At 63.9% G+C, this 18,589-nt stretch carries 17 protein-coding genes; 6 read left to right on the top strand and 11 right to left on the bottom strand.

Going from position 1 to position 18,589, the window contains the following annotated elements; all coding sequences use genetic code 11:
* Positions 1 to 20: 20 nt before the first annotated feature.
* The 4 genes from VL129_RS04385 to VL129_RS04370 all read left to right on the top strand — a co-directional run bounded on the left by VL129_RS04385 (position 21) and on the right by VL129_RS04370 (position 3,772).
* On the top strand, positions 21 to 506 hold the full coding sequence (locus VL129_RS04385) for an LEA/WHy family protein (protein WP_325410460.1): 486 nt from the start codon (positions 21 to 23) through the stop codon (positions 504 to 506).
* Between the two features lie 4 nt (positions 507 to 510).
* Positions 511 to 702 (top strand): SEC-C metal-binding domain-containing protein, encoded by a 192-nt coding sequence (locus tag VL129_RS04380; RefSeq protein ID WP_325410458.1) that lies wholly within the window; start codon positions 511 to 513, stop codon positions 700 to 702.
* Positions 695 to 1,141, top strand: a complete 447-nt coding sequence (locus VL129_RS04375; RefSeq protein WP_325410456.1) for a DUF2489 domain-containing protein — start codon at positions 695 to 697, stop codon at positions 1,139 to 1,141. The genes VL129_RS04380 and VL129_RS04375 overlap by 8 nt, the downstream gene beginning before the upstream one ends.
* 117 nt (positions 1,142 to 1,258) lie before the next feature.
* The gene (locus VL129_RS04370) at positions 1,259 to 3,772 is read left to right on the top strand and encodes a penicillin acylase family protein (protein ID WP_325410454.1); all 2,514 of its coding nucleotides are present in this window, start codon (positions 1,259 to 1,261) and stop codon (positions 3,770 to 3,772) included.
* Between the two features lie 92 nt (positions 3,773 to 3,864).
* On the opposite strand, the gene VL129_RS04365 is transcribed toward VL129_RS04370, so the two are convergent.
* Complete coding sequence (locus VL129_RS04365; RefSeq protein ID WP_325410452.1) at positions 3,865 to 4,419, bottom strand: hypoxanthine-guanine phosphoribosyltransferase; 555 nt, start codon at positions 4,417 to 4,419, stop codon at positions 3,865 to 3,867.
* A 209-nt stretch (positions 4,420 to 4,628) separates the two neighbouring features.
* On the opposite strand from VL129_RS04365, the gene upp reads away from it, so the two are divergent.
* Positions 4,629 to 5,267: a uracil phosphoribosyltransferase gene (upp, locus tag VL129_RS04360; protein ID WP_325410450.1), complete on the top strand. Its 639-nt coding sequence runs from the start codon at positions 4,629 to 4,631 to the stop codon at positions 5,265 to 5,267.
* A 2-nt stretch (positions 5,268 to 5,269) separates the two neighbouring features.
* Positions 5,270 to 6,520, top strand: coding sequence for a uracil-xanthine permease family protein (locus tag VL129_RS04355; protein ID WP_325410448.1), 1,251 nt, complete (start codon positions 5,270 to 5,272; stop codon positions 6,518 to 6,520).
* A gap of 153 nt (positions 6,521 to 6,673) precedes the next feature.
* On the opposite strand, the gene VL129_RS04350 is transcribed toward VL129_RS04355, so the two are convergent.
* From VL129_RS04350 to flgK, 10 genes are all read right to left on the bottom strand, one after another.
* A complete protein-coding gene (locus tag VL129_RS04350) occupies positions 6,674 to 8,143 on the bottom strand; it encodes a sigma-54 dependent transcriptional regulator (protein ID WP_325410446.1) in 1,470 nt (489 codons plus the stop codon).
* Between the two features lie 248 nt (positions 8,144 to 8,391).
* Positions 8,392 to 8,784, bottom strand: a complete 393-nt coding sequence (gene fliS, locus VL129_RS04345; protein ID WP_325410444.1) for a flagellar export chaperone FliS — start codon at positions 8,782 to 8,784, stop codon at positions 8,392 to 8,394.
* Positions 8,785 to 8,849: 65 nt separating this feature from the next.
* Positions 8,850 to 9,113 carry a hypothetical protein gene (locus VL129_RS04340; protein WP_325410442.1) on the bottom strand — a complete coding sequence of 88 codons (264 nt, stop codon included), beginning with the start codon at positions 9,111 to 9,113 and terminating at the stop codon, positions 8,850 to 8,852.
* Positions 9,110 to 10,408, bottom strand: coding sequence for a motility associated factor glycosyltransferase family protein (locus VL129_RS04335; protein WP_325410440.1), 1,299 nt, complete (start codon positions 10,406 to 10,408; stop codon positions 9,110 to 9,112). Before VL129_RS04335 ends, VL129_RS04340 begins: the two co-directional genes overlap by 4 nt.
* A 114-nt stretch (positions 10,409 to 10,522) precedes the next feature.
* Entirely contained in the window at positions 10,523 to 10,819 is a 297-nt protein-coding gene (locus VL129_RS04330; RefSeq protein WP_325410438.1) for a flagellar protein FliT, read from the bottom strand.
* A gap of 33 nt (positions 10,820 to 10,852) precedes the next feature.
* Positions 10,853 to 12,619, bottom strand: coding sequence for a flagellar filament capping protein FliD (fliD, locus tag VL129_RS04325; protein ID WP_325410436.1), 1,767 nt, complete (start codon positions 12,617 to 12,619; stop codon positions 10,853 to 10,855).
* 167 nt (positions 12,620 to 12,786) lie between these two features.
* On the bottom strand, positions 12,787 to 13,128 hold the full coding sequence (locus VL129_RS04320; RefSeq protein ID WP_325410434.1) for a flagellar protein FlaG: 342 nt from the start codon (positions 13,126 to 13,128) through the stop codon (positions 12,787 to 12,789).
* Between the two features lie 63 nt (positions 13,129 to 13,191).
* Entirely contained in the window at positions 13,192 to 14,643 is a 1,452-nt protein-coding gene (locus VL129_RS04315; protein ID WP_325410433.1) for a flagellin, read from the bottom strand.
* Positions 14,644 to 14,890: 247 nt separating this feature from the next.
* Positions 14,891 to 16,492: a flagellar hook-associated protein 3 gene (locus VL129_RS04310; protein ID WP_325410431.1), complete on the bottom strand. Its 1,602-nt coding sequence runs from the start codon at positions 16,490 to 16,492 to the stop codon at positions 14,891 to 14,893.
* A 15-nt stretch (positions 16,493 to 16,507) separates the two neighbouring features.
* A complete protein-coding gene (flgK, locus tag VL129_RS04305; protein WP_325410429.1) occupies positions 16,508 to 18,580 on the bottom strand; it encodes a flagellar hook-associated protein FlgK in 2,073 nt (690 codons plus the stop codon).
* Between the last annotated feature and the right edge of the window lie 9 nt (positions 18,581 to 18,589).

Here is an 18,589-nt window from a genome sequence, read left to right as displayed (position 1 = left end):
CCCCGACGCGTCCCTAGCCCATGTCCCTGGCCAAAACCGCTCGCCTTGCCAGCCTGTTGCTCTACCTCGCCCTGCTCGGCGGCTGCTCCACATGGATGGGGGGCGATTTTCAGGATCCGGAGGTCCGCCTGCTGCGGATCGAAACCATCGAGGCGCGGCTGGACGAACAGCTGTTCCGCCTGGACTTCGAAATCAGCAACCCGAACGGCCGCAGCCTGCCGGTGCGCAACCTGAGCTACAGCCTGTTCCTCGACGACATCCCCCTGGCCCGCAATCAGGACGAGCGCTCGCTGATCGTGCCGGCCAATGACGCGCGCCGCTTCAGTGCGAACCTGCACACCAACCTCTGGCGGCACATTCGCGAGATCACCCGGTTGTTGGAAAAGCCCGACCAGCCGGTGCATTACCGCCTGGAGGGCACGCTCAAGGCCGGACTGCTGTTCGGTCGGGAAGTGCGCTTTTCTCGCAGCGGCGAGATAATCCCCCGCGATCACATACCGGAGTAGCTCCATGACGCAACAACCCCATGTCCACGGTCCGCATTGCAATCACGACCATGAGCATGAGCACGGCCATGTGCATGGCCCGCACTGCAACCACGCCATTCAGGAACCGACCCGCAATCCGTTGAAGGCCATCGGCCGCAACGACCCCTGCCCCTGCGGCAGTCAGAAGAAATACAAGAAGTGCCACGGTGCCTGAGCTCTCGCCGCCGCTGCTGATCGCCGCGCTGGCCATCATCGCCGGACTGGCGGGCTACGCCCTGTGGCTGTGGCGCCAGGTCTGGCAACGCCAGCGCCAGCAACAGGCGCTGAACCATCAGCGGCGCGAACGGCTCGGCGAGGACCTGCACATCCTGGCCGGCAGCCTGCTCGACGGCCAGCTGCCGATGATCGAAGGCGCGATCCGCATCAAGGTGCTGATCGACAACTACGACACCCAGCTCAGCCAGGATACCCACAGCGCGGTTTTCCACACGCTCTACGAAGCCACCGTAGACGTGCCCACCCATGCCGCGTGGCAGGCGCTGAGCGCGACGGAACGCAACCACTATCGCAGTCGTTTCGCCGCGCTGGAGCGCGAGCACGGCGAGGCGCTGCGCGCGGCCGCCAAATGGCTGCTGGACCAGCCGCTGGGCTGAAGGCCTCCGTAGGGCGGGCTGTGCTGTCCATCTGAAAGCACTGACAGGTTTTCTGGTGGACAAGGCAAACGTTGTCCACCCTATGCGGGTGGACCCTTTCCCTGCACGGATGCACTTATGCCCACGCTTCTGTTCCGCGCCGTTGCCCTGACGCTCCTGCTGGCGGTGGGCGGCTGTCATTCGCTGCTCAACGGCTATTACCGCGACACGCTGCCGCCCACACAGGGCAGCATCACCCTCGATGGGCCACAGAAGCCGGTTTCGGTGCGCCGCAATGCACTGGGAATGCCCTTCATCGAAGCCGACAGCCTGGCCGACGCCTCGTTCGCCCTCGGCTACGTGCATGCCACCGATCGCCTGGCACAAATGGAGGGCATGCGCCTGATGGCCGCCGGGCGCCTGACCGAGATGCTTGGCGGCGGCGTGCTGGATATCGATCGTTTCATGCGCACCATCGACCTGCGCAGTGCCGCCGAGGCACTGCAACGCGGGTTATCGCCCGAGGTCGAGCATCTGCTGGAACGCTACGCACAGGGCGTGAACAGCTACCTGGTCCGTCACCGGGGACGCCTGCCGCTCGATCTGGACGCCGCCGGCCATCACCCGGAGCCCTGGGCAGTCCAGGACTCACTGCTGGTGTTCTGCCTGCTGAACTTCGGCCTGGCCGCCAATCTGCAGGAAGAAATCGCCGCCCTGGCACTGGCCCGGCGCGTCGGCGCGGAGCGTTTGGCCTGGCTACTGCCGGTCTACCCCGACGAGCCGCTGCCGTTCGACGAAACCGCCAAGCTGGCCGGATTGCATCTTCAGGACGCCCTTCCCGGCCTTACCGAGCTGGCCGCCACGGGTCAGAAGATTGCCGCCTCGCGCCTGCTGGGCGTGGCGGCCTCCAACAACTGGGCGGTGGCCCCCGCCCGCAGTCGCGCCGGCAAGAGCCTGCTGGCCAACGACACCCACCTGCCGCTGGCCATGCCGTCCTACTGGAACTACGTGCACCTGCGTACCCCGGAGCTGCAGGGCGCCGGCGTCGCCATCGCCGGCCTCCCCGCCGTGGTCGCCGGTTTCAACGGCACCCTGGCCTGGGGCATGACCATGGTCATGGGCGACAATCAGGACCTGTACCTGGAGCAGCTCGTCGAGGGACGTGACGGACAGCTGCTCTACCTCGCGGAAGGCGAGTGGCTGCCCACCCGCGAGCGCCTGGAAACTTTCGTCATCAAGGGCCAGCCACCGGTCACCGAGACCATTCATGAAACGCGCAACGGCCCGCTGCTCAACGCCGTGCTGGGTGAACCCCGGCACATGCTGCAGCCTCGTCCCGTGCAAAGTGGCTACGGGCTGGCCTATCGCAGCATCCAGAACGAGACCGACCAGAGCGTGGATGCGTTCTTCGCCCTGTCGCGCGCCGAATCGGTGGCCGAGGCCTTCCAGGCCAGTCGTGGTGTGCGCGCCATGGCGCTGAACATGGTGTTTGCCGATGCCGACAACATCGGCTGGCAGGTTACCGGGCGCTATCCCGAGCGACACGCCGGGCGTGGACTGCTGCCATCACCGGGCTGGGAAGACCGCTACGCCTGGAGGGGCTATGCCGACCCGGCTCGCCACCCCTTTGCGAGAAACCCGCACAGCGGCTGGCTGGGTACCGCCAACCACCGCAGCGTGCCGGCGGACTTCCCCGTGCAGCTGAGCAGCTCCTGGTACTACCCGGAACGGGCCGAGCGCCTGGCCGACCTGTTGGCACGCCAGCAGCACGACAGCGACAGCATGGTTGCCATGCAGTACGACCAGACCAGTCCGTTCGTCACCAAACTGCAAGCCATGTTGCGCGCGCCGACCCTGGCCGCAGCCCTGGAGCAGGCCATCACCGCGTTGGCATCCGCCGAACAAGCCCGTGCGCGGGAAGCCCTGGCGCGCCTGCTGGCCTTCGACGGCGAGCTGACGGCCGAGTCGGCGGATGCCGCGCTCTACGCGGCCTTCCTGCATGAAAGCGCGCGCCAGATCTTCCTCGACGAACTGGGACCGGAGCAGGACCCGGCCTGGCAGGCGCTGGTGCAGGCCGCCAACACGTCCTACTCGGCCCAGGCCGATCATCTGCTGGGGCGCGACGACAGTCCCTTCTGGGACGACGTGAACACCCCGGACAAGGAAGACAAGCCCGCCATCCTGGCACGCAGCCTGGCGGCCGCCACCGCGCTGCTGGAGCAGCGCCTGGGCCATGACCGCACGGCCTGGCGCTGGGCTGCCCTGCACCGCTATCACTGGGTGACCGATGGCAGCAAGCTGGCCCCCTACCTGGGCTTCACCCAACGCTACGGTCTGAAGGCGCTCGGCGGCTATGTGGATCGCGGCCCCTACCCGGCCGGTGGCGACCACAGCACCCTGAACGTGGCGGCCTATCGCTGGGGAGAATCCTTCGACACCTGGCTGATCCCGGCCATGCGCATCGTCGTGGATTTCGCGGCGGACGAACCGATGCGCGGCCTCAACAGCAGCGGACAATCCGGCAACCCCGCCAGCCCCCACTACGCCGATGGCATTCAGGCCTGGCTGGAGGGCGATTACCAGGTGTTTCCCTTCCGCGAGGAAAACCAGGCGCGGGTGTATGGGGAACAGCGACTCTGGCTGCTGCCGTAGGGCTGAGCTCTGAGCTTAGGGCCGGCTGACGCCGGCCTTTGGCCGGGATAAACCCGGCCCTACAGGTTCCGCAGACTGGGGACTGGAGCTGTTTACAGCCCCTTGACGGCGTAGATGCCGGCGGCGTTGCGCCAGTAACCCTTGTAGTCCATGCCGTAGCCGAAGATATAGCGATCCTCGCAGGGCAGGCCGACGAAGTCGGCCCGGAAGTCCGGGCGGGCCTTGCGGTCATGGACCTTGTCGATCAGCACGGCGGTGTGCACCTGACGGGCACCGGCATGCCGGCAGAAGTCGATGATCGCCGCCAGGGTATGCCCTTCGTCGAGGATGTCGTCGATGATCAGCACGTCCCGATCCATGAAGGACACTTCCGGCTTGGCCTTCCAGAACAGCTCGCCACCGGTGGTTTCGTTGCGATAGCGGGTGGCGTGCAGATAGGACAGCTCCAGCGGGAAGTCCAACTGGGTCAGCAGCTTGCCGGCAAAGATCAGGCCGCCGTTCATCACACAGAACACCACCGGATTGCGCTCGGCCAGACTGGCATTGATGTCCTCGGCCACGCGGCTGATGGCGGCCTCGATTTGCGCATTGCTGTAGAGACAGTCGGCTTCGGCCATCACCTGGCGAATGTGGGCGAGTTCGGGCATGGGAAGATCCTCTTGCTGCTGGGACACGGCGAAAACAAAGCGCGAAAGGTATGCCCCAGGCCGCCATCAGGCAAGTCTCGGGGCTGTCCGGCATCGCGAACCGGCCCGCCCCTAAGCAACGCTGGCAATTAACCTTTTTGCTGATATGTGCATGCTATTTGCTTTAACCTAGCGCGATTTTTTGCCCGCCCCCCTGCCGGAGAACCTCCATGCCCATCCGAGAGATCCGCCATCCGCTGATCCGCCACAAGCTCGGCCTGATGCGCCGGGCCGACATCAGCACCAAGAACTTCCGTGAGCTTGCCCAGGAAGTGGGCGCCCTGCTCACCTACGAGGCCACCAATGACCTGCCCCTGGAGAACTACGAGATTCAGGGTTGGAACGGCACGGTCACCGTCGAGAAGATTGCCGGCAAGAAGATCACCGTGGTGCCGATCCTGCGCGCCGGCATCGGCATGCTGGATGGCGTGCTGCAGCTGATTCCCAGCGCCAAGGTGAGCGCCGTGGGCATTGCCCGCAACGAGGAAACCCTGCAGGCGCATACCTATCTGGAAAAACTGGCGCCGGAAATCGACGAGCGCCTGGCGCTGATCATCGATCCCATGCTGGCCACCGGCGGCTCTATGGTCGCCACCATCGACCTGCTGAAGAAGGCCGGCTGCAAGGAAATTCGCGCCATGGTGCTGGTCGCCGCGCCGGAAGGCATCGCGGCAGTGGAGCAGTCCCACCCGGACGTGCAGATCTACACCGCCTCCATCGACCAGGGGCTGAATGAACACGGCTACATCATTCCCGGCCTCGGTGATGCCGGCGACAAGATCTTCGGCACCAAGCAGAAGGACAGCTGAGCATGAGCGACACCCACAAGGACCCGATCTTGCGCCAGGGAATCGCCGGCGCGCAGATGCTGTTCGTGGCCTTCGGCGCCCTGGTACTGATGCCGCTGCTGACCGGCATGGACCCCAACGTGGCGCTGTTCACCGCCGGCATCGGCACCCTGCTGTTCCAACTGGTGACCCGCCGGGAAGTGCCGGTTTTCCTGGCATCGAGCTTCGCCTTCATCGCGCCGATCATGGCCATCAAGGGCGAAGTCGGCCTGCCTGCGGTGCTGGGCGGCATCATCGCCGCCGGCGTCGTCTACATCCTGATGAGCCTGGCGGTGAAACTGCGCGGCGCCGGCTTCATCGACCGCCTGCTGCCGCCGGTGGTCATCGCCCCGGTGATCATCTCCATCGGCCTGGCGCTGTCGCCGGTCGCAGTGGGCATGGCCATGGGCGGCAGCGGCGACAACGCCATTTCGTACACCACCGCCATCATCATCTCGATGAGCTCGCTGGTTGCCACGCTTCTCGTCGCCACGCTGGGACGCGGACTGTTCCGCCTGGTGCCGATCCTGGCCGGCATCGTGGTCGGCTGCGCCCTGTCCGCCGCCTTCGGCATCATCGACACCTCCGGCATTGCCGCCGCGCCCTGGCTGGCCCTGCCGAACTTCGTCGCGCCGGAATTCCACTGGGGGGCCATCCTCTACATGCTGCCGGTGGCACTGGCACCGGCCATCGAACACATCGGCGGCGTGGTGGCCATCGGCTCGGTGACCGGCAAGAACTTCATCCAGAAGCCCGGCCTGCATCGCACCCTGCTGGGTGACGGCCTGGCGACCTCGGCGGCCGGTTTCTTCGGCGGCCCGCCGAACACCACCTATGCGGAAGTCACCGGCGCGGTGATGCTGACCAAGAACTACAACCCGAAGGTCATGACCTGGGCGGCCGTGTTCGCGATCCTGATGGCCTTCGTCGGCAAGTTCGGCGCGGCGCTGCAGAGCATTCCCGCCCCGGTGATGGGCGGCATCCTCTGCCTGCTGTTCGGCTCGATCGCCGTGGTCGGCCTGAATACCCTGATTCGCAACCAGGTGGATCTGTCCCAGCCGCGCAACCTGATCATCGTCTCGGTGACCCTGGTGTTCGGCATTGGTGGCATGAAATTGGGAACGCCGGCGTTCGCGCTATCCGGCATTTCCCTGGCCGCGCTGACCGCCCTGCTGCTCAACCTGCTGCTGCCGGGCGGCCAGGGCTGGAAGGGCAAGGCGCTGGATCAGGCATAAGCTGCATTGGTGGGAGCGGACTCGTCCGCGAGCTTTTCATGCAGGCCGCACAAAAGCTCGCGACTGAAGTCGCTCCTACAGGTGCAGGCTTTCGCTTTGTGGGAGGGGCTTTAGCCGCGACGCCCTCTCCCCTTGCGGGAGAGGGGAAAACCTTCAGGCCTCGTCCTCGCGACGGCTCATGCCGTACTTGCGCATCTTCTCCACCAGCGTGGTGCGACGAATACGCAGGCGTTCGGCGGCGCGGGCCACCACGCCACCAGCTTCGTCCAGCGCCTGCTGGATCAGGCCCTGTTCCAGGTTGCCCAGGTATTCCTTGAGATCCAGCCCCTCCGGCGGGAGTGTCGCGGTGGCCGAGATCACCGGCTGCATCGCTCCGCCGATGGCGGCGCGCTCTTCCAGCTCCTCGCGGATCGACACGGCGAACTGCTCGTCTTCGTCGTCGATATGGCGGAATTTCTTCGGCAGCTCGGACACGCCGATCACCCCATACGGGTGCATGATCGCCATGCGCTCGACCAGGTTGGCCAGCTCGCGCACGTTGCCCGGCCAGTCGTGGCGGCACAGCGACATGATCGCGGCGGAGTTGAAGCGGATGGAGCCACGCTTCTCGTGCTCCATACGCAGGATGAGTTCGTTGATCAGCACCGGGATGTCCTCCACCCGCTCGCGCAGCGGGGCCATCTCGATGGGGAATACGTTGAGCCGGTAGAAGAGATCTTCCCGGAAACGGTTCTCGGCGATCATCTCTTCCAGGTTCTTGTGCGTCGCGGCAATGATGCGCACGTCCGCCTGCTGGGTCTTGTTGCTACCGACGCGCTCGAAGGTGCGCTCCTGCAGCACGCGCAACAGCTTGACCTGCATGGCCAGCGGCATGTCGCCGATTTCATCGAGGAACAGGGTGCCGCCCTGGGCCAGCTCGAAGCGGCCGACGCGGCTGGAGATCGCGCCGGTGAAGGCGCCCTTCTCGTGGCCGAACAGCTCGCTTTCCAGCAGTTCCGCCGGAATCGCCCCGCAGTTGACCGGCACGAAGGGCGCGCCACGACGCTTGGAGTGATAGTGCAGATTGCGCGCCACGACTTCCTTGCCGGTGCCGGACTCACCGAGGATCAGCACGCTGGCCTCGGTGTCCGCCACCTGCTGCATCATCTGCCGCACATTCTGGATGGCCCGGCTGGTGCCGACCAGGCTGCGGAACAGGTTGGGCTCGCGTTGCCGGCCACGCTCGCGGGCCTCGTCGTACATCTCGCGGTAGACCTGGGCGCGGTGCAGGGTGTCGTTGAGCCGGTTGTAGCTGATCGGGTCGCCCAGCACGCTCAGCACGCGACGGCGCTGCTCCTCGGGCCACTGGGCCATGTCGGCCGGCTCTTCCAGCAGCACCAGCGGCAGCAATTCATCCTGCGCATGCAGCTGCCTGATCTGTTCCAGCACGCCGCCGCGGGCATCGATCTTACCCAGCAGCACGCAAAGCACGTCCTTGCCGGCGATCGCCTCGCCCATCCGCTCGCGGCAGTCCCCCGACCCGCAGGCCAGTAGGTCTTCACCCAGAAAGCCAAGGATAACCGCCAGGTCACGGCGTCGCTCGGCGCAGTCATCGATCAACAGAATTTTGATTTCACGCCACATGTCTGACTTCTGGCCTGGAGTTCTTTTTACATTTGACCCCAAAGGGCCGATGGCAGGATGGCGGCCATTTAAAGTCAAAAGACTGTCTCAAGTCAATTTCCTGACTGACCAAAACGACTTTTGTCTAACGGTCCTGTCACAGATCAAAAAATGCCAGAAAGCTGACTCAACAAAGTGTGACACCCTTAACACTTCGAGTGTTAAGTACTCGGCGCCAAGAAAAACCCCGCCGAAGCGGGGTTGATATTTCACTTGGTCAGCTGCGCGCCGATGCCATCCCAGCCGGCCTTCAACTCACGCATCAATCCGGCGACCTCGTCGAGGATGCGCGCATCATTCTTGCGGTTGGCCTCGATCAGCCGGCGCGCCATGTAGTCGTACAGGCGATCGTAGTTGGCGGCCAGCTCGCCACCGGCTTCCAGGTTCAGCCCCTCGCGCAGCCCGCCGATGATGTCGATGGCCTTGCCGATCAGCATGCCTTTCATCTCGGTCTGGCCACGGGACATGGCGCCCTGGGCCTGGGCGATGCGGTCCAGCGCGCCGGCCTGCAGCATCTGGATCAGACGATGCGGACTGGCCTCGGACACCTGCGCATGGGCGTTGACCTGCTGGTACTGCTGAAGGGCGGAACGGGAATACATGCGCATCGACTCCAGAAAGATAACCGTAAAACCTGCGTTCTATATCGACCGGGCCACGGGAAGCTTTAGACGGCGTGGTCGAACAGCTCCTGCAACTCGTATTCCAGATAGTCCGCCAGCCCCAGCCAGTCCTGCGCTTCCTGGCAGGCCGTCGCCCGGCCGATCCAGTCCACCCACGCGGCCACTTCCCCTCCCCGCTCGCCGCTGGCGAAACCCAGCAGCCGCTCAGCCAGGGCGACCATATCGAGTTGCGCCTGCACCTCCTGCCCCAGACGCAGCAGATGGGCGATACGCAGGGCTTCCCGCTTCAGCTCGGCAACCTGGGTCACGATACGAACTCCGGATGAAAGCTTGCGCCTTCGATCAATGCGCCGTCCTTGCTGGTATTGAGAAACATCACTTCGGGATGTGCCGCAATGTATTCGCTGATGCCATATAGATAGGAGCGGAAGTTCAACTGGGTCCTGACCCGTTCGCCATGCCCGTTGATCACCCAGTGCCGTGCACAGGAAAATCCCTGGCCAAGCACCCCATCGTCCCAGCCCGCATGGGTCTTGTCGCCGGGGTAGGAGAAATCCGCGCCAAACAGCGTCACGCGGGTGGCACCCATGCGCACCGCCAGATCCAGCGCCGGATGAATCACACTGCCGGCGGAATACAGCACCGCTTTGTCGACCTGCCGGCGGGCGGCGGCGTATAGCCGGCTGGCCGAATAGGCGGCATAGCGTTTGCCCCGCCAGGCCTGCAACAGCTCGTTGGCCAGCAGCGGGAAGTACACCAGCCCCATCCCGGCGGACTGCGCGGTGAGCAGATGCCGGTCCTGGATATTCGCATCGATGCTCACCACCAGATCCGGACGGATGCCCTGGGCGAGCAACGGCCTCAGGGCGGTATCCACCACGACGAACAGCGGCCGCTGCGTCTGGGCGCGCAGCCGCCGCAAACGGTCGAGGTGGCGCTCCAGCGTCGGCCCGGTGGCGATCACGAACACCTCGCGGCCCCGCTGAGAGCCAAACAGCTCGGCCACGTCAGCATCTTCCCGCAGCAGATCGAGGTTGCCATTCACCCGCTCGCGCCAGAACGGATCCCGCGGATCAAAGGCACGGTTCACGAAGTCCTGCTGGATGTAGCGCACCAGCAGATCCCGGGAGCGGGCATTGAAGTTGTCCGCCAGCAGCAGCTCGGACGGCAGCGCAAAGAGCGGCGGAACCAGTTTCGGCTCACGACCGGCCTGATCAAGATCCACTCGCGGGTCGGCGAGCCAGTCGCTCTGGTCCATCAGATGCAGGACCAGGGCGAACAGCCCCAGATTAAGGATGCGCACGCGCAGCTGGCGCAGGCAGTCGCGTTGCAGTAGCTCGCGCTGCAGATCGCCCAGGCCACAGCCATAGACCGTCACAACCGGACTGTCCTGCGGCAGGCTTTGCGCCTGCAGCCTGGCTTCGGCCGCCCGGCCATGGCGACTGGTGAGCTGGATGCCGGCGATGCGCAGCGTGGCTTCCAGGCCCTGCAGCAGATCCGTGTCGGCCTGCAGCGCTGTCAGGTCTTCCTGCAGCACGCTGTCCAGCAACGCCGGCCAGCGCGCGCGAATAACCGCGGCGTTGACTTCAAAGAACTCGCCCATCGCATCGACTCCGGCGCACATCAACCACAAATAAAAACGCCACACAGCCGCGAGCGGAGGTGGCGTTGTAAGAAAACAGAACAGCCCGTCGGGGCTACGGCAAGCTCGCCGGCATCACTCGCCTGCCTGATAGGCCTTGACGCCATTGCTGGCCTGGCGCAGCTGGCGCAGCTCGCCGCCCACCTGCTGCTTTTCGGCCTCGCAGGCTTCCAGCACTTCCCGATACAGGTCCAGCAGCTCGCCCAGGCGCGCAAGCACCTCGGCATTGCCCGCGCCACCCTGCGCCATCACGTCATCAACAACCTGACGGCACAGCGAATCCAGCTCGCCGATGGCGTCCCAGTCCTGGCGCTCGAGCGCCTCGCGCAGGGCAGTCTGAGTGAATTCCAGCTTCTCGATGGCTTCTTGCATGAACTCGTTTTCCTTGGGAAAGGCACGCACCAATCAGTCGTCTTTTTTCTTGTTCAGCGCGTTGAGCGTGGCCATGACACTTTGGCTGGTCGCGTTGAGCCTCGCGACCAGGCTGTCCATGGCGTTGAACTTGGCAAACAGGGTCAGGGTGAGCTTTTCGATGCGCCGATCCAGATTCGCCTGATCAAGGCCCAGGCGTTCCGTATTCTTCGTCAAGCTGGCCTCCCGCGAGGCCAGCAGACCGCCTTTTCCGGAGTACACCGAAGTGATATTTCCGATACGCTCGAACATGCCCTGCTTGCCGGTGAAGAAGTCCTTGATAGCGGCCGGGTTTTCAGCAACCGCCTTCTTCAGTTGGTCACTGTCCAGCTCCAGCATGCCGGTCGTCCGGCTGGTCTTTACGCCCAACTGAGTCAGTAGCTTCAAATCTCCAGCGCCCTGCACCGGATTCGCGAACGCACTTCGCAATTGCGACATCATCGAGCGCAGCGTCGAGTCCGCCACCAGCGCGCCGGCCTGAGTAGTCGGATTGCCATCCTTGTCGGTGGTCTGGGTGACCTTGGTCAGCCCGTTGGTGACGGTCAGCAGGGTGTTGTAGGCCATCACGAAGGATTCGACCGAGGCAGCAATACCATCGGCATTGGTCGACACCGACAGCGTGGTGGTGCCCTCTTCCAGCAGCTTGATGCTAAGGCCCTGCAAACCCGTAATGGTGTTGCCCTTGCTGCTCATCTCCAGGCCATCGATAAAGTATTTGGCATCCTTCGCCTGGGTCAGCCATCCCGCGCCGCTCCCGGCTTGCTGCTGCGTCCCGTCGATATCCAGCGTCGCCAGATCGGCACCGGTGCTCGTCAGCGAAATATCGTTACCGGCCCCGGTCAACTCCGACGACAGCACCAGACGTGCGCCGCTGCTGTCGGAAATAATGCTGGCGGAGACGCCCACGGCGGACAGTTGGCTATTGATCGAATCGCGAATCTGATCCAGCGTCGCGTTCGCGGCAACCGTGATCTTGTAAGGCGTGCCGCCACCCACCTTGATGGTCAGCTCACCGCCGGAGGCGTACCGGGTCGAGACACCATCCGGCTGTACTGCCGAGGCCACCTTCGATGCCGATGCCAGGCTGTCGACCTTGAGCACATACGAGCCTTGGGTCACGTTGATGGCATTGGCTGCGCGGGTGATATAGCCGGCGCTCGAGGCGGTCATTTCGACCGAGCCATCCACATTCAACTGAGCCAGGTCGCCCGTCCCGCTCACGGAAATATCATTGCCCGCCCCGGTCTGCTTGGAGAGCAAGGCCAGGCGTACTTCCCCCGCCTCAAACTCGATCCCGGCAGTGATGCCCTGGGAACCGAGCTGAGTGTTGACGGCAGTGGTCACCTCCGCGAGGGTGGCTCCTGCGGCGATCGAAATATCATGGGTTTTCCCACCCATGCTGATGCTCAACGTGCCGCCGCTGGCAAAGCTCGTATCGTGTCCATCGACCAGGGGCGCACTGGCCACCTTTGAGGCCTTGGCAGCAACGGGCTGCAGGGTGACATTGGCGACCGCCTCCTTGGACGAGGCGGCCTTGTAGCCATCGAACGACTTGGAGCTGGATTTCAGGCTCAACAATGACGTTTCAAAGGCTTCCAACGCGCTTTTCAGCATGCCAACGGCCGACAGCTGGGTCTCGTTACGGAGCATCTGGCTCTTGATCTGCGCCTGCTTGGGCGCCCTTTCGGCTTCGATCAGCGCCGGAACCAGGTTCTTGATATCCAGACCCGAACCCAGGCCGGTGAGGGTGGTGATTGCCATGCTGCACTCCCGATATTTTGCTGACGCGTGACCCTGGCGCAGCAAGATATGCACCAAGACCCGACCATTCCGATGACCCGCCCCGTAGCGCAGGCGCCCACAGCGGCATTAGTGCCGCGTTTCACGATCAAGGCCGCGCCGCAAGCAATGCGCGCGCCACCCTGAAATCACACCTGCTTGCTGAACAACAGGCTGCCGGCATCCTGCAGGCGCTTGGCAAGCTCCAGCGCTTCCTCTGAGGGCAGCTGACGAATGACTTCGCCACTCTGGCGGGCGATCACCTTGACCACGGTGCGCCCGGTGTCTTCGTCGATGGAAAACTTCAGGCCACGCTGAGTCTCGTCAACGAATTCCTGAATTTTTTTAATCGCTTCAACCACGCGCTCGCGCTCGGGTGAGATCGGGGTTTGCGACTTGGCCTCGGGCGCAGTCTTGCGGGCCTGTTCGGCCTCGTTCGCCTGGGGCTTGTTCGCCGTGTAGAAGGCGTTGATGTTCAGTCCTACGTCCATCGCATCGGTTCTCCGTCAAAAGAGAGGGCGCACGCGGCGCCCTCTCTTGTTACCGCAGGGTGATTAGCCCAGCAGCTTCAGCACGGCGGCCGGCAGCTGGTTGGCCTGGGCCAGGATCGCGGTGGATGCCTGTTGCAGGGTCTGCTGCTTGGTCAGGTTGGCGGTTTCGGCAGCGAAGTCCACGTCCTCGATACGGCCACGCGAAGCGGTGGTGTTTTCCATGATCGAGGTCAGGTTGCTGATGGTGCTGTCGAAACGGTTCTGGATGGCACCCAGGTCGGCACGCTGAGCATCGATGTTGGCGATGGCCTTGTCGATAACGGCGATGGACTGCTGGGCGTTGTTGGCGGTGGTGATGTCGGCGTTGCTGACACTCTTCAGCGTGGTGGAGGCAGTGGTGGCAGCAGTGTCAAACAGACCGGTAACGCCAGCGCCGGACAGAGCCACGGACTTGGTGGAGTTGATCTGCACGGTACCGGTGGTAACCATGGTGTCGGTGATAGCTACAGCAGCGCCGTAGGTGCCGTCGGTCTTGGCCACGGCAACCTGCAGACCGCTGTACACGCCCGCGGTGCCGTCACTCATCTCATCGAAGGTGATGTTCTTGCCGCTGTCGGAGGTGATGGACAGCGCACCGGTCTTCTCGTTGTAGCTGACGGAAACGCCCAGCTTGCTGGCGGCGCCGGACAGCTGCTCGGCCAGGCTGGCGTAGTCGGCGGCGTTAACGATGTCGACACTGACAGCGTCGGTGCCGTCACCCACGGTGACGCTGAAGCTCACCGGAGTGGCGGCAGCGATGGCACCGGTGAACTGCACTTGGGTGCGGGCAGTGGCAGTCACGCCGCCCAGGCCTTCCTCGTTGATGGCGCCGGCGATCTTCTCGGCCGAGTCGCCTGCGGCCACGGTGATTTGGCCTTCAACGCCGCCGGTGGCGATGTCGATGACGCCGGCAGCGGTATGGCCGCCGTTCACCGGCGCGATGGCAATGCTGTCCAGCTGCTGGGAGCCAATCACGCGAGCGGACACGTTGCTCAGGCTGACGTTGATGGTTTCGTAGGCGTTGGCGCCGACCTGGAAGGCGGCGGAGCCGAAGGAACCATCCAACAGCTTGCGGCTACCGAAGCTGGTGGTTTCGGCGATACGGTTCAGTTCGGAGGTCAGCTGGCTGAACTCGGACTGCATGGCCTTGCGCTCGTCGGCGCCGTAGGAACCGTTGGCGGACTGCAGGGACAGTTCGCGCATGCGCTGCAGGATGGTGGTGGATTCGCCCATGGCCGCTTCGGCGGTCTGCGCGATGGAGATACCGTCGTTGGCGTTCTTGACGGCAACGTTCAGACCGTTGATCTGGCTGGTCAGACGGTTGGCGATCTGCAGGCCGGCCGCGTCGTCCTTGGCGCTGTTGATGCGCAGGCCGCTCGACAGACGCTGCATGCTGGTGGCCAGGTCGTCGGAAGCGCGGTTCAGGTTCTTCTGAGTGGTCAGAGACGCGAAGTTAGTGTGAACAGAGAGAGCCATTGTGGAGTCCTCATGGGTTGGGCTTAAGGTTCCCACGCCCCGGGCTTGCGCCTGTTGTGGCCTGGAGAACTGTCATAAGGGTTATCGTCTGGTCCGGCGGATGCTTTAGGGTTGCCTGCGTTTTTTTCGCCATCACCGCGCTATTACTTGATTCAGTGCACGATTTGATGCAGGGCGTTGGCGCTGCGAAATGCAAAACGGCGCACCCTGTCCAAGCGGTGCGCCGTCATAGGAGCCGGATCGGCTGTTACAAGCGGTCGAACAGACTCAACTGACTCACCCGCACAAACGCCGCATGGGCGGCTTCCAGCTTGGTCTGCTGGAGCATCAGTCGTGAGGCCGCCTCGAACTGGTCGGTATCGCGGATCGCCGACTGGGTCTGGGCGTTGAAGATTCCCAGGCTCTCGTTTTCCGCCGTCAGGGTATCGATGACATTCATCCGGGCGCCGATGTGTGCCTGGGTGCTTTCGATCTGGATCATGCTGCTGTCCAGATTGCCCAGCGCCACGGCAACCGCTTCGCGAATGCGCATGCCGCCACCCTTGATGCCGTCGGCGGGCTCCTGCAGTGACTGGCGCAGCGCGACGATGGTGTTGAGGATGTTGCGGGTTTCCTGCGAGTCGGCATGGACCTTAAACTGATCACCGCCCCCGAACGCGCCGGCAGTTTTCAGTGTCAGCCCCACAGCAGGAATGCTGATCGTGCCAGTAGTGGCCGGGAGCGGGTCAGCAACATAGGTGACAGGCCAGGGAAGCGGTGTTATCCCGTCCGGGGCCATGGCGGAGAAGGTGGAGGTAGCGCCGTCATACTTAAGCGTCAGACCACCCGCCGGGAAAGCGTTGGCATACGCAGCGGCCTCTGCCGGGGTATTGCCTACAACCACTTTGCTAATCTGCGCCGCCGAACTGGCAATAACGGTGAAATCGTCCGGCGCCATGCCAAGACTGAACTGATGTCCGTCCAAAAGGGCGCCGTAGGTGGTTTCACCGGCGCCCAGCAGCGGATCGAGAGCAAATTCCACCCCCCCAAAGGTGATCTTCGGATTCTCCTGAGCGGGGTCGTAGGGACCGGCAGTCACGTTCCCAGCCCCATCTTCGATCTCGTAGTTGAGGGGGCTATAGGGGTTAGTGGGATCTTGCGCTTTGATGGTCAGGGTATAGGGGCCATTGGCGCGGAAGTCCTTATCGAACGCCTGCTGATCGACAATCGCACCGCCGGACATATAGAGGCGCTGCACGCCATCGACCGTGGCCGGGGCCATCTCGGCGGTCTCCGTGCGGCTGACGTTCTTCGCGCTTTCGAAGGTCTCGAAGCCGCTGTCGTTGATGCTCAGCTGCACGCCGGTGGCGACCTGCAGATACTGCTGGCTCTGGTCGCCCTGGTAGCGGTAGGTGCCATCGGGGTTGCGCACATAGGGCGGGATGCCGCTCTGGCTGCCGCTGAACCAGTATTCGCCGCTGGCATTCTTGCTGTTCATCAGGCCGAACAGCTCGTTCTCGATCTGCTGCAGCTCGGCGGCGATGGCGCGGCGGTCATGATCGTTGTACGCGCCGTTGCCGGCCTGTCCGGCCAGGCTGCGTGCGCGATCGCCGATCTTGATCATCGACTGCAGGATGCTTTCTTCCTGGGCCAGCGAGTTGGTCGCATCGGTCAGGTTGCTCTTGTACTGGCTCAGCTGGCCGGCCTGCTGTTCCAGCTGCAGCAGACGTGCCGAACCCACCGGGTCGTCTGCCGCCGTCTGGATGCGGTGCCCGCTGGTGATCTGTTCCTGGGTCTTGACCAGCGCGGCGTAGCCTTTCTGGTGGCCGCTGACACTGGCGTTGAACATCTGCGAAGTGGAGAGACGCATGATCGTCACCTGGCCTTAGAGTGCGCTGAGCAGGGTGTTGAAGGTTTCCTGGGCCGCCTTGATGATCTGCGACGAGGCGGTGTAGTACTGCTGGAACTTGATCAGGTTGGCCGCTTCTTCGTCCAGGTTGACCCCCGACAACGACTCGCGGGTGGCGGTGGCCTGGGCCAGGATCGCCTCGGTGGCGCCGTTGTCGGCCTTGGCCTGGGCGGCCTTGGCGCCCACCTCGCTGATCAGCGAGCCATAGGCCGTGCTGAAGTTCGAGCCTCGGCCGGTCGTGGTATTGACCCCCACCGTGGCCTTGCTCTGCAGATCCTGCAGGGCCAGGGCATTGCGGTTGTCGGTCTGGCCGTTGGGGTTGAAACCCACGCTGAAGCTATCGTTGTGCGCCGGCGTGCCGCTGACGGTAATGGTGAAATCGACGGTCTTCGGCGTGAGATCGACGTTCGCATCGTTCACGGCCGCCAGGGAGAAGGTCAGCTCCTGGGCCTTGCCGGGCACGATGGGTGTGCTGATCGCAATGGCCGTACCCTGAGCATCGAACAGGTTGTAGCGTTGCGCGGCGGAATCGAACACCAGCTTGACCGGCATGGCATTCTCGATCGCCTGGCGCATGTTGTCCTGCGCCACGCTGTCTTCGTAGATATCGATCCGGGTATTCAGCTCCGGCTGGCTGACCGCGCCGGTGCCGTAGTTGCCGGTGCCGGTGGTGGCATTCAGCGGCGCAGTGAAGCCCAGACGCTTGGGCTCGGTCAGGATGCTCTGGATATCGCCGGCGGCCTGGCGGGTGGGCACCAGCGTGAAGCGGTCAGCCGTTGCAGGTGGTACGGGAGCCGCTGGCGTGCCGTTAAACTTCAGGCTGATACCGTCGAAAGCCGGCGGCGGCGTAGAAGTCACGTCCCAAGCGGTGGCCGGCAATTCCGGGAGAATCTCCTTGCCATCGGAACGCAACACCTTGAACTCGTTAGGGTTCAAAGGATTGTCAAAGCGCACTTCGTAGTCATGGACCGTCAGCTGACTGCTGTCGGTAATGGTGACCTCGAAGTTACCGGCGCTGGTATTCCCCGCCTGCGCAATGCTGCGCTGCCCCAGCAGCGCCGGATCGTTGATGTTGCGGAACAGCGTCGCGCCGAAATCGCCGTTCAGATCCAGGCCCTGGGCCAGTTGCTGGTTGATCTGATCGGACACCACCAGGGACAGACGTCCCAGCTCGTTCATCGCCGTGTCGAGCACATCGTTGCGGTAGCGCAGCAAGCCACCGATGGCGCCGCCGCTCAGCACGCCACTGACGTCCAGGCTGGCGGTCGGGGTGTTGAAGACCAGCGCCATGCGCGAAGGATCGTCCTGGCTCGGTTGCGCGGTGATGCTGTTGGCGCTGCCACCGATCACCAGCGGCTGGCCGTTGCCGAGAAACAGCGCGTACTGGCCGTCCTGATCCACCACCTTGACGCCCACCAGGTCGGACAGCTCGCGCACCGCCTGTTCGCGGGTGTCCAGCAGGTCGTTGGGCTCGGCGCCGGTGGCACGGGCGTACTGGATGGAGTCGTTGAGCTGGGCGATCTTGCTGGCCAGGTCGTTGACCGAGCCCGACAGACTCTTGAGCTGGCTGTTCAGGTAGGCGTTCTGGTCTTCCATCTGCGCCTGCACGGAGCGGAAGCGCGCGCTCAGCGACTCGGCCGAGGTGATCAGCAACTGGCGCGAGGCGATGTCGGTGGGCTTGCTCACCACGTTCTGCACCGCATCGAAGAAGCCGTTGAGCACGACGTTGACGCCCGTGCCGCTGTCGGCCAGCAACGAATCGAGCCGGCTGATGTTGTCCAGGTAGGCCTTGGTGTCACCGTTGAGCGCAGTGGCGCTCTGCAGCTGGGTGTCGATGAAGCCGCTGTAGATGCGACGCACATCGTTCAGCGTGGTGCCGCTGCCGATAAAGCCGGCCGGGCCGATGTACTGGCCACCGGCGGTCTTCTGCATGGCCTGCTGACGCGAAAAGCCCGCGGTGTCGGCGTTGGTGATGTTGTGACCGGTGGTTTGCAGGTGCGCCTGACTGGCGTGCAGACCCGAAACCCCGATGGAGAGCAAACCTGCCATGCGTCAATT

The organism is Pseudomonas sp., assembly GCF_035497915.1.
Lineage (GTDB): Bacteria > Pseudomonadota > Gammaproteobacteria > Pseudomonadales > Pseudomonadaceae > Serpens.
This window is presented reverse-complemented; position numbering and strand designations above follow the sequence as displayed.

Bases quoted from the DNA above. Each gene is read 5' to 3' on its own strand.
- VL129_RS04385 (WP_325410460.1), top strand. From the start codon at position 21: ATGTCCCTGGCCAAAACCGCTCGCCTTGCCAGCCTGTTGCTCTACCTC.
- VL129_RS04380 (WP_325410458.1), top strand. From the start codon at position 511: ATGACGCAACAACCCCATGTCCACGGTCCGCATTGCAATCACGACCAT.
- VL129_RS04370 (WP_325410454.1), top strand. From the start codon at position 1,259: ATGCCCACGCTTCTGTTCCGCGCCGTTGCCCTGACGCTCCTGCTGGCG.
- VL129_RS04365 (WP_325410452.1), bottom strand. From the start codon at position 4,419: ATGCCCGAACTCGCCCACATTCGCCAGGTGATGGCCGAAGCCGACTGT.
- upp (WP_325410450.1), top strand. From the start codon at position 4,629: ATGCCCATCCGAGAGATCCGCCATCCGCTGATCCGCCACAAGCTCGGC.
- VL129_RS04355 (WP_325410448.1), top strand. From the start codon at position 5,270: ATGAGCGACACCCACAAGGACCCGATCTTGCGCCAGGGAATCGCCGGC.
- VL129_RS04350 (WP_325410446.1), bottom strand. From the start codon at position 8,143: ATGTGGCGTGAAATCAAAATTCTGTTGATCGATGACTGCGCCGAGCGA.
- fliS (WP_325410444.1), bottom strand. From the start codon at position 8,784: ATGTATTCCCGTTCCGCCCTTCAGCAGTACCAGCAGGTCAACGCCCAT.
- VL129_RS04335 (WP_325410440.1), bottom strand. From the start codon at position 10,408: ATGGGCGAGTTCTTTGAAGTCAACGCCGCGGTTATTCGCGCGCGCTGG.
- VL129_RS04330 (WP_325410438.1), bottom strand. From the start codon at position 10,819: ATGCAAGAAGCCATCGAGAAGCTGGAATTCACTCAGACTGCCCTGCGC.
- fliD (WP_325410436.1), bottom strand. From the start codon at position 12,619: ATGGCAATCACCACCCTCACCGGCCTGGGTTCGGGTCTGGATATCAAG.
- VL129_RS04320 (WP_325410434.1), bottom strand. From the start codon at position 13,128: ATGGACGTAGGACTGAACATCAACGCCTTCTACACGGCGAACAAGCCC.
- VL129_RS04315 (WP_325410433.1), bottom strand. From the start codon at position 14,643: ATGGCTCTCTCTGTTCACACTAACTTCGCGTCTCTGACCACTCAGAAG.
- VL129_RS04310 (WP_325410431.1), bottom strand. From the start codon at position 16,492: ATGCGTCTCTCCACTTCGCAGATGTTCAACGCCAGTGTCAGCGGCCAC.
- flgK (WP_325410429.1), bottom strand. From the start codon at position 18,580: ATGGCAGGTTTGCTCTCCATCGGGGTTTCGGGTCTGCACGCCAGTCAG.